A 13,495-nucleotide genomic window follows, 5' to 3' on the forward strand; every position below is an offset into this window, starting at 1 on the left:
ACAGGCAGCGATGGAAATGAGGGAGGACAGCCTTATGAGCGTATTAGAGACAACGGATTTCCGGAAACAGGTTGTTGAGGAAGTATTGGAGATTTATCCGGAGAAGGCCCAAAAGAATCGGAGAAAACATATCACCGTCAAAGAAAATAATGAGTGTTCCAGCTGTGCTGTCAAATCAAACGCTAAAACAGTTCCGGGGCTGATGACAGCCAGGGGGTGCGCCTATGCAGGAGCCAAGGGAGTTGTTTGGGGGCCGGTAAAAGACGTTACCCATATTTCCCACGGGCCTGTGGGGTGCGGATTTTACTCCTGGGCTAACCGCAGGAATCTGGCGGAAGGCGAGATCGGCGTTGACAACTTTGTTCCCTTTTTATTCACCACAGACTTTCAGGAGAGCGATATCATCTACGGCGGAGACAAGAAGCTGGAGAAAGTTATTGAAGAGGTTGTGGAGCTGTTTCCCAATACCAAAGGGGTTTCTGTCCTCTCGGAATGTCCTGTAGGGCTGATCGGTGATGACATTGAGAGCGTGGCGCGGCGCATGACTGAGAAGCTGAAGCTGCCGGTCATTCCCGTTCGCTGTGAGGGATTTCGGGGTATCAGTCAGTCGTTGGGTCATCATATTGCCAATGACGCCATCCGCGATCACCTCATCGGCAAAGGCCCGAAACGGGACGTCGGTCCCTACGATGTCGGGATTATCGGGGATTACAATATTGGCGGCGATGCTTGGGCTAGCAAAAAAATTCTGGAAGAAATGGGCTTAAATGTTGTTAATATCTGGACCGGGGATTCAACTGTGGAAATGCTGCAAAACGGGCATCTTGTCAAGCTGAATTTGATTCACTGTTATCGCAGTATGAATTACATGGCCCGTCATATGGAGGAAACTTACGGCACTCCTTGGCTGGAGTTCAACTTCTTCGGCCCGACGAAGATCAGAGAATCGATTCTTAAAATTGCCGCTATGTTTGATGATGTCATTATGGAAAAAGCTCATGCTGTTCTGGAGAAGTATGAAGCAGAAATGCAAAAGGTTATCGAGATTTATCGCCCACGTCTTGAGGGCAAAAAGGTCATGCTTTATGTAGGAGGGCTTCGCCCCCGGCACGTGGTGGGAGCCTATGAGGATTTGGGCATGGAGGTAATCGGGACGGGCTACGAATTTGCCCACGGCGAAGATTATGACAAAACTATGGCCAACATTAAAGATGGGACCCTCATTTACGATGATGTGACAGCCTATGAGCTTGAGGAATTTGTCAACAAACTAAAGCCTGATCTCGTTGGATCAGGGATCAAAGAGAAATATGTTTTTGAGAAGATGGGTCTGCCTTTCCGGCAAATGCATTCTTGGGATTATTCAGGGCCTTATCATGGTTACCAAGGGTTCCCCATTTTCGCCCGGGATATGGATATGGCCATTAACAGCCCTACCTGGAAATCTATTAAAGCTCCTTGGGCTAAATAAGTTGGGCAGAAAGGATGTCGCATATGGAGACTTGTACTAAGGTCACAAAAGATTGGCTTAATACGATGGAATACCGGGAAAAGAATTTTGCCCGTGAAAAATTGGTGATTAATCCGGCTAAAGCCTGTCAACCTCTCGGTGCCCTGCTTTGTTCCCTGGGAATTGAAGGATGTCTGCCTTTTGTCCATGGTTCTCAAGGGTGTGCTGCTTATTTCCGCAGCACCTTGGCCCGGCATTTCCGCGAGCCTGTAGCGGCGGTATCCGATTCCATGACTGAGGACTCGGCTGTTTTTGGCGGACAGAATAACTTTCATGAAGGGTTGAAGAATGCTTATACCGTTTACAAGCCCCAACTGATCGCGGTTTTCACCAGCTGTATGGCGGAAGTTATTGGCGATGATATTAAGGCTTATTTAGGGAACGCCAAAGAACAAGGTTCAATCCCCAAAGAGTTCCCCGTAGCTTTGGCTAACACCCCAAGCTTCAAAGGGTCGCACATTATGGGTTATGACTCCATGCTTAAAGGTCTTATTGACTGTTTAGGCGAGCCGAGAGAGGAGGGTAAACTTAACGACAGGCTCTATGTTGTCCCCGGATTTGATACCTATCCCTCGAATCTTCGGGAATATAAGCGCTATCTCAAAGTCATGGGTGCTCCCTTCACCCTTATTCCGGATCACAGCGAGGTCTTAGATTCCCCGAATTTAGGTACCTATGAGCTTTTCCCCGGCGGAACTCCCATACAGGACATGAAGGAATCCTTAAATGCCAAGAGCTATTTGTGCTTACAAGCCTATTCCACTCCGGCAACCGGTAAGTACCTGGAAGGCAAAGGAGTCCCTGTGGAAACAATCCCCATGCCCATCGGCGTGGGGGGAACGGACAGATTCATTGAAGCCATCGCCAAATTCACGGGCCAGGATGTTCCAGAGGAAATTACCCGTGAGCGGGGACGGGCCGTTGATGCTATGACAGATGCCCACCAATATATTCATGGCAAGAGGTTTGCTCTCTTTGGCGATCCGGATATTCTGATCGGCGTCGTCTCCTTCCTTTTGGAAATGGGCGGTGAGCCTGTTCATATCGTTTGTACCAACTCCACTCCCGCCTTTAAGAAAGCGATGGAGAAGCTGCTTGCTTCCAGCCCTTACGGTCAAGGTGCGACACTCTATCCCGGCAAAGATCTCTGGCACCTGCGGTCTTTGTTGGTGACAGAACCGGTTGACATGTTGATCGGCGATGGCCACGGCAAATATGCAGCCCGCGATGCTGATATTCCCTTAATTCGCATCGGCCTGCCCATTTATGACCGGGTGAATCTCCACCGCTATCCGATCATTGGTTATAACGGGGTTATTAATTTGATTACCATGATTGTCAATACCTTTCTGGAGGAAAAGGACAGGAATTCCACAGACACCTATTTTGAATTAATGCGTTAGATGCGTTGAGAACGGAGGGGTCATTCATGTTTACCAATCTAACAAAATTGGACCTCAAAGATAAACCATCCCTGGCGGAGGCCGGTTCGCCGAAATTGTGCATGAAGGCCCTGCCCGGTGAAGGCGCAGAGCGGAGTTGTGCTTATGATGGAGCCAGAGTTGTGTTGATGCCCATTACCGATGTTGCCCATCTTGTTCACGGTCCGATTGCCTGTGCGGGGAACTCATGGGATAACCGGGGAGCTCGCTCCTCCGGTTCCCAGCTTTACCGGCGAGGGCTGACCACGGATCTCCTGGAAAACGACGTGATTTACGGCGGAGAGGCAAAGCTGAAAGAATCCATCTTGGAAATTGCCGCTAAACATCAGCCTAAAGCAATCTTTGTCTACGCGACCTGTGTATCTGCCCTGATCGGTGATGATATGAGCAAAATCTGTGCCGAGGCTGAGGCGGAACTGCCCATTCCTGTCATTCCTGTCAATGCTCCGGGCTTTTTGGGTGATAAGAATATCGGGAACCGCATTGCCGGCGAAGTTTTGTTTGAACGGGTTATCGGTAGCGGCGATGTATCGGCGGAGAAAATTCCCTTGTCCATTAATCTGATTGGCGAATATAACATCGCCGGGGACCTTTGGGGAATCCTGCCTGACTTAAAAAACCTGGGGATTACACTGCAAACGGCAATCACGGGAGACGCCAAGTTTGATGATCTGCGCTCGGCCCACCGAGCCTGCCTAAATGTCCTTATTTGCTCCAAAAGCTTGACCAACTTGGTGCGGAAAATGGAAATTCACTACGGGATACCATTCATTGAAGGCTCTTTTTACGGAATTCACGATACTTCCGCAACTCTGATTGCTATCGCTAAAGCCCTTAAGGACCCTGACTTATTAACGAGAACTGAGGCTTATGTGCAGAAGCGAGAAAGGGAAACGCGGGCAATTATAGCTCAACATAAAAAGCGTTTAGAGAATAAACAGGCTATTTTGTTTACGGGAGGTGTTAAGACCTGGTCGATGGTTTCTACTCTGGCGGAATTAGGGATCAATATTCTGGCGGGAGGGACGCAAAACTCTACCCCGGAGGATTTTCAACGGATGAAAGAACTTATGGACCCCACGGCTCAAATTATTGAGGACACCAGCTCCGCGGGATTTTTAAAGATTATTGCCGAGAAGAAACCGGATTTGATTGTTGCCGGAGGCAAGACGAAGTATTTGGCTCATAAAACGCGAACGCCCTTTCTCGATATTAACCATGGTCGAAAACTTCCTTATGCCGGTTATGAGGGAATGGTCACCTTTGCAGAGTCTTTAACACGAACTGTCTTTAGTCCGGTTTGGGGGTATTTAAGAGCAGAATTCCCCCCAGTGGGAGGGTAAAAGCATGATGAATGCAAGATCGTATCAAGGTAATCCTCAAAAAAATAGCCCTGCCTTGGGAGCAACCTTGGCTTTTCTCGGAGTGAATGGACTTCTGGCGTTACTCCATGGTTCGCAGGGATGTTCTTCCTTTATCCGTCTGCAGCTGTCCCGCCATTTTAGAGAACCGATTCCCTTGAATTCCACCGCTCTTTTAGAGGATTCGGCGATCTTTGGCGGTTGGGAATATCTCAAAAAAGGGATTGCCGTGGCAGCCGATAAGTACAAACCGCAAATTATCGGGGTAATGAGTAGCGGTCTTACAGAAACTTTTGGTGATGATATGGTGAGTGCCCTGTCCAGTCTTCGCTCGGAACGAACCGATTTGCTGGATCTGCCGGTTGTTTTAGCCAGTACTCCGGATTATATCGGCTCTATGCAAGAAGGCTATCAGCGGACGGTGGAGTCACTGCTGACTACTTTGACGGCCAATTCTGAAATTGATGAGGAAGTTTCCAGCAGCTCCAAGCCTGAAGCTGATGGTAAGGCCAGAGGTCGGGCTGAATCTCTCCCTGCCGTTGTCTTACTGCCTGGATGTCATTTGACCCCAGGTGATGTGGATGAATTAAAAGAGCTTGTCAGCTTATTTGGTTTTCAGGCGATTACAATTCCTGATTTGTCGATCTCCCTGGATGGGCATGCAGAGTTGGAAGCGGCTCCTCTGGTACAGGGCGGCACACCACTGGAAGATTTCCGGCGTTTGGCCAAGTCCAGTGCTTGTTTTTCCTTTGGCTTAAGTATGGAGAAAGCCGGAGATTTTCTCAAACGCACGTATGGGATTCCTCATACTAACTTTCCTTCCCTGACCGGTCTGGCGGCAGCGGACTCCTTTATTTTGACTCTGGCTCGGCTAACAGGCAGACCGATCCCCGAAAAGGTCCTGCGCCAAAGAGATCGGTTGTTGGATACTCTGGTTGATTTTCATGATCAATTAGGCAAGCTCAGAGTTGCTGCTGCCTTGGAAATGGATCTTTTGTATAGTTTATCGTCCTGCCTGGCTGAGGTGGGTGCGGAAATCACCTTGGCCTTAGCGGCCTCCCCAGCGGGAATTCACCGGCTCTCACTGCCTGTTCCCATTGAAGTGGGAGACTTAGAGGCTCTTGAAGAGGGGGCTCAGACCAGTACGTTGATCATTGCTAATTCCAATGGCCGTCAAGCTGCAGATATGCTGAAGAAGCCTCACTTAAGAGCGGGATTGCCGGTGTTTGACCGGGTTGGTTATCCGCAAAAATGCTGGATCGGTTATGAAGGGACCCAACAGTTTCTCTTTGATACGTTAAACTCACAAAGTAAGTAGGATCAAAAATTAGTATGTGAGGGGGTATTGGAATGTTAATAGCCTTTGCCAGCAGCAATGGAGAATCTATAGATTCACATTTTGCTTCTTCGCCTTCCTTTGAAGTCTTTGAGTTCGGAGGCAAAAGCCGGGGTTTTGTCCATTCTGCGCAAGTTCTTACAGAACGGGCCGCCGGCGGAGACGAGGCTGAAGATAAAGTTGATGCTCGGATCAAGCAATTAAAAGAATGCGCCATTATCTATTGCACTCAGATCGGCGGACCGGCGGCAGCCCGCCTCGTTCAGAGCGGTATTCATCCCTTAAAGGTGCCGGAAGGGACAAAAATTTACGACGAATTGGGTAAACTGGTGCAATTATTTAATTCCGGTAAACTGCCGCCTTGGTTAAGAAAGAAACTGGCTCAAGAAAAGAGGGGAACGAACATTGATTGACTGCAGGACATTTGGGGGATTTTCCTGGACCCCTTTATATGTAGAAACCATTGATAAAGACAAGTGCTTTGGGTGTGGGAGATGTGTTAAATTGTGCGTGCAAAAATGCTTAGGGTTGGAAAGCTTCGAGGATGATGAGGGGACAGAACGCCATGTTGCTGTCATTGTCAGCAAGGATCAGTGCATTGGCTGTCAGTCCTGCGGCAGTGTCTGTGTCCGGAAAGCCCATACCTTTAAGGCGAAATCTGCCTGAATTAAGAAGTCAATAAATCTTTCATCCGTGAAAAAGGGCTTCGGACAATAGATCCATACCTCCCATTGGATGACAATGATATAGAGAGCATATATTTCATATTCTACGGTTTTGATCTTTAAAGAAACGTATAAAGTTTGTTTTTGAGAATTCAATCAGAATATCGGATAGTATCGTAATGACATCAACATTGACATCTCGAATGACAAGTATTTAGGCAAAATAGTTCGCAATTCACCTGATACAGAAAGGCCGGGAAGAAACGTAATAGGAGGGATTAAGATGCAAATTGAATGTTTACAAAGAAATCAAACAGCTTCCCATTTGAATCTGGGGCACCCCTGTTTTGCCACTCACGGTCATGGCAAAACAGGACGTATTCATCTTGCCGTGGCGCCGGGGTGTAATATCTCCTGCAATTATTGCGTCCGTAAATTCGATTGTGCTAATGAATCCCGGCCGGGAGTAACCAGTAAGGTGCAAACGCCTGAGGAAGCTCTGGAAACTGTCCGTAAGGCGAAGGGTTCGGAGATGGGACCGAAGTATAGGGTCGTGGGAATTGCCGGTCCCGGCGAACCTTTAGCCAACAGTGCAACGTTTGCGACCTTCCGAGGGGTAAAACGGGAATTTCCGGACATGATTCTTTGTTTAAGCAGTAATGGATTGCTCTTGCCGGAAAAAATTGAAGAGTTAACAGAGATTGGAGTATCCCACATCACGATTACGATTAATACCCTTGATGAGGACGTGGGAGCTAAGATTTACAGTTATGTACGCTGGAAAGGAAAAACTCTCATTGGGCCCAAGGGAGCAAGGGTTTTGCTGGAAAATCAGCTTTCAGGTCTGCAAATGGCAGCCCAGGCAGGTATGACGGTAAAGATCAACACAGTGATTATCCCGGGGATTAATGACAAGCTGCTTTATAGCTTAGCTCAAGAAATTAAAAAGCGAGGTGCCCACATTCATAATATTGTTCCCTTGATTCCCCAGGCCAAACTGTCTCATATCAAAGCTCCCTCCAAGGAAATGATCGCCGGCTGCCGGAGCAGTATGAGCGGAATTCTTCCGCAAATGCAACATTGTCAGCAATGTCGTGCGGACGCTATTGGTATACTTTAAAAACGAAAAAGGGTGTGTTAGCTATGGAACGGATTATGTTATGTGATACTACCTTAAGGGATGGTGAGCAAGCCCCTGGCGTCGCTTTTGGGTTCCGGGAGAAGGAAATGATTGCCCGGGCTTTGGCAGATGCGGGCATCGACGAACTGGAAGTAGGAGTTCCAGCGGTTGGGGAATCGGAAATTAAGACGATTTCCCGGCTGGCAGCTTTGCATTTACCGGTTCGTCTCATAACCTGGAACCGGGCAGTGCTGACAGACCTGCAAGCAAGTTATCGTACGGGGGTTGAAGGGGTCGCTATCTCCATCCCTGCTTCAGAACAGCAGATCCGCAACAAATTGAGAAAAGACAGGGCTTGGGTTCTCGAACAAATGGGGCAATGCATTTTAAATGCTAAAAAAGAAGTCGACTATATTGTTTTGGGTTTGGAAGATGCCAGTCGAGCTGATTTTATCTTTCTGGCGGAAATTTTGGCCGAAGCAGAAAGACTAGGTGTTAAGCGCGTGCGTTTTGCCGATACTGTCGGTATTTTGGAACCCCTAAAAGTATTTTTTACCCTCCAGGATCTGGTCAGGATGTCCGGCATTCCTTTGGAATTCCATGCGCATAACGACCTGGGGATGGCTGTGGCGAACTCTCTTGCTGCTGTTCAGGCTGGGTTTAAGGCTGTCAGCGTGACGGTAGGGGGCTTGGGTGAGCGGGCAGGGAATGCACCTTTAGAAGAAGTGGCAGTTGCTCTGAGGTACACCCTGTCTGAGGAGACAGGCATTGATTTAAAGTGCTTGAATACGATTGCTTCCCTGGTAAGTTTAGCTACGGGGCGACCAATCCCCAGAGCGAAACCAATCATCGGGCACGACGTCTTTACTCATACCTCGTCAATTCATATCGACGGCTTCAAAAAGGATTTTCACAACTATCAAACTTTTCCTCCCGAAGCGGTTGGCAGACAACACACGACGTCCTTTGGCAAATACTCCGGCCGTAAGAGCATCCTGCGCTTGTTGAAGACTAAAGGGATAGAACTTGATCAGGAAACCATTGATAAGCTTCTGACTAAAATTTTACGGCGGGCCTGCGAAATTAAGAGGGCTTTGAGAGAAGATGATATTATGGAAATTGTTGTGAGCTCATGTTAGATGGGAAATCAAAGACTAAGGCCTTCTTTGCTGCGGCTAGCTCAAAGAAGGCCTTTAGTATAAGCAGGAGTAGTAAGATCATGACAGATCGGAAGTAGTAAGATATCGAAGAACGGAAGTGGTAAGAATATGACGGATCGGAGTCCTCGCTATAAGATAAGAAGGGCAAATCAAGGGGATATCGGGGGAATGGTTAATCTCCTCAAGCTCTTATTTTCCCTGGAAAGTGATTTTTCCTTTGATGAGTTGACTCAGCAGCGGGGATTGGAGATGATGCTGGGCGATACTGGGGTTCGCTGCCTCATGGTGGCAGAATCTCAGCAGCGTATCATAGGAATGTGTTCGGCTCAGATCTTGGTTTCGACAGCCGAGGGCGGAATTGTGGCCTTGATTGAAGACGTAGTTGTTGAAGAAGCTCGGAGAGCGCAGGGCTTGGGAAGAGAATTGTTGTCGTCAATAGAAGCTTGGGCCCAGGAGAGAGGGGCTTCCCGCTTACAGCTCCTAGCGGATCGCAACAACACCCCGGCTTTGGCTTTTTATCAAAAAATGAATTGGAAAACTACGAGGCTAATCTGCTTGCGGAAAGGGGGAAGATTATCTTACTGTGATGTCTAATTTTTTCAGCTTTTTGTAAAGGGAATTACGTGAAATCCCCATTTCTTTGGCTGTATGGCTGATATTGCCCTGATATGTTAACAGCTTGTCAATTATTTCTTGCCGCTCGTTCTTGGCCAGGAGCTTTTTAATGGAGAGTTTATCTTGATCAGTGCTTAATGTATTTACCTTCTGTAACGCCTTTAAGCTCATGGCGGAATCTGAGAAACGTTCCCTTTCCGGTTGTGAAGCAGATGGATCGGGAAAGAGAATTTCATCCGGAAGGAGTTCCGGGCGTATACCTTGTCCCTGAGCCAGATTCACCATTCTCTCAATAACGTTTTGTAATTCGCGAACATTTCCCGGCCAATTGTATTGGCTTAAATAGGAGACAACCCGCGAATCAACGGGCAGGAGATCTACGCCCAGCCTGGGGCATATTTCTTTATAAAATGATCTGAATAATAAAGGGATATCTTCCCGCCGTTCCCGCAAAGGAGGAAGGAAGATATTAATAACATTGAGCCGAAAGAAGAGGTCTTGCCGGAAAGTTCCTTTCCTGACTTCCTCGCGGAGGTTTTTATTAGTAGCACAGATGATGCGCACGTCCACCGGAACTGATTGATAACCGCCAATTTTCATGACATGCTTATCCTGCAGTACCCTGAGGAGGGATACTTGTTGTTCCAAGGGCATATCGCCGATTTCATCCAGAAAGAGAGTTCCTCCTGAGGCCAGCTCGAATTTGCCCGCTCTGCCGCCGGACTTGGCTCCGGTAAAAGAACCGCCTTCATAGCCAAAAAGCTCGCTGCCAATTAATTCACGTGGTATGGCACCGCAGTTGATGGCCACGAAGGGTCCATTCCTGCGGCTGCTGGAATTATGAATAGCTTGAGCAAATACCTCTTTGCCTGTGCCGCTTTCTCCTTGGAGCAGGACATGGCTTTTGCTGGCGGCAGCAATTTTGGCCAATTTAATGCCTTTCTGGAGTTCTTTGCTCTCGCCAATGATCGCTGCGAATTCGAAGGCTGCCGGTTCTCCGCTGCCGCGATTTACATAATGTTTGTTTTGGGGAATGGGGTTGATAAATATAACGCCGCCCGAGAAGTCTCCTTTATCGTCTCTAATCGGCTTTCCGGAAGAAAGACAATTGGTGCTGCCCTTGGAAGTATAGGTTACGACTTCAGAATCTTTAAAGGATTTCCCCCTTGCCAGCATTTCTCGCACAGATACTGACTCACCGAGGTAGTCCTCGATGGAATTTCCCTTGATTTTCGCTTCAGGTTGGCAAAATATTGTTTCGGCTATCGGATTTATTTGTTCAATCATTCCTCTCTTATCGATCACAATGATTCCTTCTGAAACTGTTAGGATAACATTCTTCAAGCGATTGTTGAGTAAACTTAAATCTCTATTTCTAAGGTGCAGCCGGAGTTGATTTTTAATGGCCTCTACCGCAGCTACGACCATGCCCAAGGTGTGTTCGTGTGTTTTCCAGTTAGGTCCGGACATTTGTAAGATGCCCATGATCTTCCCCTGAGAATCCAAAATGGGAGCGGCGGAACAAGTCCAGAAATGAACTTTCTGGCAATAATGTTCCGCGCCGGAGATCTGGACAGGTTTCTGAGTTGCCAGAGCCGTGCCAATGCCGTTTGTACCGACTTCTTCTTCAACCCAGCTGGCCCCTTGGCTTAAATTGAGCTGCGTAGCAACGGTCATTGTTTCACGGTCCCCGATGACTTCCATGATATAGCCATGTTCATCGGAGAGCATGACTATAAAACCTGATCCGGCGACGAACCGGTAAAGGTTGGCCATAAAAAGTCTGGCGATTTGCAGCAGATTTCTTTTTTTGGACCGTAAATCTTCCAATTGCCGCTGGTCTAAAAGCAGGTGACTGACGCCGTTGTGATAAGGATTAACACTGGCTGCGGAACAGCGCTGCCATGAGGCGGCTACCTCTGCGCGCACAATACCGTCATCGATGGCGGCACCCGAGACAAATCTATTCCATGCCTGGGTAATTTCCGGAGCGATATCTTTGGTCATACTTAACCCTCCTTTATATAGTCAGCCTGCAGAATGGGGGAGTGTTTACGAATTGTCACCCTGATGCTTGAACAGTAGGATGACAAATGGGTTACAGAAGGGTGACATGTATTTTTGGAGATCACTAAGAAGGAAACAGCTCTTAATCCTTTTGGCGTTTGTTTCAATTATGTTCTAAGAAAGGATAATCTTCGGGCGTATATTTTCTCATGGCCTAAGATCGGCTGCTGCCTGTCACTTTCGCCACAGCTAGCAAGAGCGAAGACAGTATCTTCCTGCGCCGGCTGAGTTTCTTTTAGTTATATCGTAGTCATTTGGCATAGAAAATGCAATCTCAGTATTTAGAAAATTTAAGATTATCTAATAATGAGGGGGGATATTTTTATTTAAGCGTGAGACTCCCACTTCTATCAACGGGAGTGGTCACCGTTCTCTGCTTCGGTGGGGGTAGAGTCCATCCTTAAGCGATAGCATTTGTTATCGGTTAGTCGCTTTCGTCACCGAAGCCATAATGTTCAGCTGAATCTGAACGAGTTCGCTAAAGAGGAGTGGAATTATGATGAAGAATATAGCCGATCAGGAGTACAAACTTTATATCGATGGTCAATGGGTTGAATCTCAAGATGGAAAACGCTTTAAGTGTATTTGCCCTGCCAATGGTGAAGTATTGGCTACTTGTGCTGATGCCAGCAAAGACGATGTCGATAAAGCGGTTAAGGCAGCTTGGAAGGCTTGGGAGACTTGGAAAGATATCAGCCCTCAGGATCGAGCTGCTATGTTATTGAAAATTGCCGATTTAATTGACCAAAACGCTGAGCGATTGGCGATGATTGAAACTCTTGATAATGGCAAGCCGATCCGGGAAACTGCGGGAATTGATGTTCCTCTGTCTTCAGATCATTTTCGCTATTTTGCTTCTGCTATTCGGACAGAGGAAGGCGAAGCCGTGATGATCGACAAAAATACCATGAGTCTTATTCTCAGAGAGCCTATCGGTGTCGTCGGACAGATTATTCCCTGGAATTTCCCCTTGCTTATGGGAGCCTGGAAAATTGCTCCTGTCTTAGCGGCCGGCTGCTGTACCGTTATTAAGCCGTCAAGCAGTACTTCTTTGAGTCTCTTAGAACTGGCTAAAATTTTTGATCAGGTTCTTCCTCCCGGAGTGGTGAATGTGATTACGGGCCGAGGTTCAGGAGCCGGTAATTATATGTTGGAGAATCAGGGCTTCCGTAAGCTGGCCTTTACCGGTTCCACTGAGGTTGGTTATACGATTGCTGATGCTGCGGCCAAAAAGTTAATCCCCTCCACGCTGGAATTGGGCGGAAAGTCTGCCAATATCTATTTCTCTGATTGTCCCTGGGAGAAAGCTATCGAAGGCTTGCAAATCGGCATTTTGTTTAATCAGGGTCAAGTCTGCTGCGCCGGTTCTCGTGTTTTTGTCCATGAAGATATTTATGACAAGTTTGTTGCCGAAGCCATCACGGCCTTTAATAAGGTGAAGGTTGGTTTGCCTTGGGAAAAGGATACGCAATTAGGCTCCTTGATCTATGAATCTCATTTGCAGGACGTTTTAAACTATATTGAGATTGGCAAGAAGGAAGGGGCTAAAGTTGCCTGCGGCGGTTACAGAATTAAAGACAAGGGCTTGGATAAAGGGTGCTTTATGGCTCCGACGCTTCTCGTTGATGTTAACAATAAGATGCGGGTTGCTCAGGAGGAAATCTTCGGTCCTGTGGCCGTGGTGATCAAATTTAAGACCGAAGAAGAAGTCATTGCTATGGCTAATGACAGCGAGTTTGGTCTAGGCGGAGCGGTATGGACCAAAGACATTAATCGCGCCTTCCGCGTGGCTAACAGCATCCAGACCGGCCGGATGTGGATTAACAACTATAACAATCTGCCTGCCCATGCGCCCTTTGGCGGTTACAAAAAGTCCGGCATCGGCCGTGAAACTCATAAAGTGATCCTTGATCATTACACTCAGATGAAGAATATCTTTATCAGTCTGAGTGAGGACAAAGTTGGTCTTTATTAGATAATGGAAGCAGGATGACAGAACAATGACCAGCTATCCGCTTTAATAAATAAACCCTGCCTATAAGAAGATTCAAACCACAATTTATGCAGGGTTTTATTTAAAATTAGGGGCTAAATGCGTAAATTCACATTAGTCCCTAATTTATTCAGTTTTCAGAAATTGTATGAAGTATAAAATTCCCTGCTGTCTTGCAATTTACTTAGGGCATAGTATAATGGCTTTAGTTAGGTTTTGTTAGTTT

The 13,495-nt window shown here is 47.2% G+C and carries 11 protein-coding genes; 10 read left to right on the forward strand and 1 reads right to left on the reverse strand.

All coding sequences use genetic code 11. From position 1 onward, the window contains the following. Nucleotides 1-34: 34 nt before the first annotated feature. From nifD to B5771_RS16505, 9 genes are all read left to right on the forward strand, one after another. The gene (gene nifD / locus B5771_RS16465) at nucleotides 35-1,471 is read left to right on the forward strand and encodes a nitrogenase molybdenum-iron protein alpha chain (RefSeq protein ID WP_172408294.1); all 1,437 of its coding nucleotides are present in this window, start codon (nucleotides 35-37) and stop codon (nucleotides 1,469-1,471) included. Between the two features lie 14 nt (nucleotides 1,472-1,485). Beyond that, nucleotides 1,486-2,913: a nitrogenase molybdenum-iron protein subunit beta gene (gene nifK / locus B5771_RS16470; protein WP_088188513.1), complete on the forward strand. Its 1,428-nt coding sequence runs from the start codon at nucleotides 1,486-1,488 to the stop codon at nucleotides 2,911-2,913. 26 nt (nucleotides 2,914-2,939) lie between these two features. After that, on the forward strand, nucleotides 2,940-4,295 hold the full coding sequence (gene nifE / locus B5771_RS16475) for a nitrogenase iron-molybdenum cofactor biosynthesis protein NifE (RefSeq protein ID WP_088188514.1): 1,356 nt from the start codon (nucleotides 2,940-2,942) through the stop codon (nucleotides 4,293-4,295). 4 nt (nucleotides 4,296-4,299) lie between these two features. Then, entirely contained in the window at nucleotides 4,300-5,631 is a 1,332-nt protein-coding gene (gene nifN, locus B5771_RS16480) for a nitrogenase iron-molybdenum cofactor biosynthesis protein NifN (RefSeq protein WP_088188515.1), read from the forward strand. Between the two features lie 32 nt (nucleotides 5,632-5,663). Next, a complete protein-coding gene (locus B5771_RS16485; RefSeq protein WP_088188516.1) occupies nucleotides 5,664-6,062 on the forward strand; it encodes a NifB/NifX family molybdenum-iron cluster-binding protein in 399 nt (132 codons plus the stop codon). Then, entirely contained in the window at nucleotides 6,055-6,315 is a 261-nt protein-coding gene (locus B5771_RS16490) for a 4Fe-4S dicluster domain-containing protein (protein ID WP_047809921.1), read from the forward strand. The genes B5771_RS16485 and B5771_RS16490 overlap by 8 nt, the downstream gene beginning before the upstream one ends. Nucleotides 6,316-6,597: 282 nt before the next feature. Continuing rightward, nucleotides 6,598-7,434: a radical SAM protein gene (locus tag B5771_RS16495; protein ID WP_088188517.1), complete on the forward strand. Its 837-nt coding sequence runs from the start codon at nucleotides 6,598-6,600 to the stop codon at nucleotides 7,432-7,434. 23 nt (nucleotides 7,435-7,457) lie between these two features. After that, the gene (locus B5771_RS16500) at nucleotides 7,458-8,573 is read left to right on the forward strand and encodes a citramalate synthase (protein ID WP_088188518.1); all 1,116 of its coding nucleotides are present in this window, start codon (nucleotides 7,458-7,460) and stop codon (nucleotides 8,571-8,573) included. A 129-nt stretch (nucleotides 8,574-8,702) separates the two neighbouring features. Continuing rightward, nucleotides 8,703-9,188 carry a GNAT family N-acetyltransferase gene (locus tag B5771_RS16505; RefSeq protein WP_088188519.1) on the forward strand — a complete coding sequence of 162 codons (486 nt, stop codon included), beginning with the start codon at nucleotides 8,703-8,705 and terminating at the stop codon, nucleotides 9,186-9,188. On the opposite strand, the gene B5771_RS16510 is transcribed toward B5771_RS16505, so the two are convergent. After that, entirely contained in the window at nucleotides 9,168-11,216 is a 2,049-nt protein-coding gene (locus B5771_RS16510; RefSeq protein ID WP_088188520.1) for a sigma-54-dependent Fis family transcriptional regulator, read from the reverse strand. The genes B5771_RS16505 and B5771_RS16510 overlap by 21 nt on opposite strands. 559 nt (nucleotides 11,217-11,775) lie before the next feature. Between B5771_RS16510 and B5771_RS16515 the strand changes: the two genes are divergently transcribed. Continuing rightward, a complete protein-coding gene (locus tag B5771_RS16515) occupies nucleotides 11,776-13,251 on the forward strand; it encodes an aldehyde dehydrogenase family protein (RefSeq protein ID WP_088188596.1) in 1,476 nt (491 codons plus the stop codon). The last annotated feature ends 244 nt before the right edge of the window (nucleotides 13,252-13,495 follow it).

The organism is Desulfosporosinus sp. FKA (assembly GCF_002196785.1).
In the GTDB taxonomy this organism is placed as follows: domain Bacteria; phylum Bacillota; class Desulfitobacteriia; order Desulfitobacteriales; family Desulfitobacteriaceae; genus Desulfosporosinus; species Desulfosporosinus acididurans.

Excerpts from the sequence above, each read along its gene's own strand:
- nifD (WP_172408294.1), top strand. The coding sequence starts at position 35 with ATGAGCGTATTAGAGACAACGGATTTCCGGAAACAGGTTGTTGAGGAA.
- nifE (WP_088188514.1), top strand. The coding sequence starts at position 2,940 with ATGTTTACCAATCTAACAAAATTGGACCTCAAAGATAAACCATCCCTG.
- B5771_RS16505 (WP_088188519.1), top strand. The coding sequence starts at position 8,703 with ATGACGGATCGGAGTCCTCGCTATAAGATAAGAAGGGCAAATCAAGGG.
- B5771_RS16515 (WP_088188596.1), top strand. The coding sequence starts at position 11,776 with ATGAAGAATATAGCCGATCAGGAGTACAAACTTTATATCGATGGTCAA.
- B5771_RS16495 (WP_088188517.1), top strand. The coding sequence starts at position 6,598 with ATGCAAATTGAATGTTTACAAAGAAATCAAACAGCTTCCCATTTGAAT.
- B5771_RS16485 (WP_088188516.1), top strand. The coding sequence starts at position 5,664 with ATGTTAATAGCCTTTGCCAGCAGCAATGGAGAATCTATAGATTCACAT.
- nifN (WP_088188515.1), top strand. The coding sequence starts at position 4,300 with ATGATGAATGCAAGATCGTATCAAGGTAATCCTCAAAAAAATAGCCCT.
- nifK (WP_088188513.1), top strand. The coding sequence starts at position 1,486 with ATGTCGCATATGGAGACTTGTACTAAGGTCACAAAAGATTGGCTTAAT.
- B5771_RS16510 (WP_088188520.1), bottom strand. The coding sequence starts at position 11,216 with ATGACCAAAGATATCGCTCCGGAAATTACCCAGGCATGGAATAGATTT.
- B5771_RS16500 (WP_088188518.1), top strand. The coding sequence starts at position 7,458 with ATGGAACGGATTATGTTATGTGATACTACCTTAAGGGATGGTGAGCAA.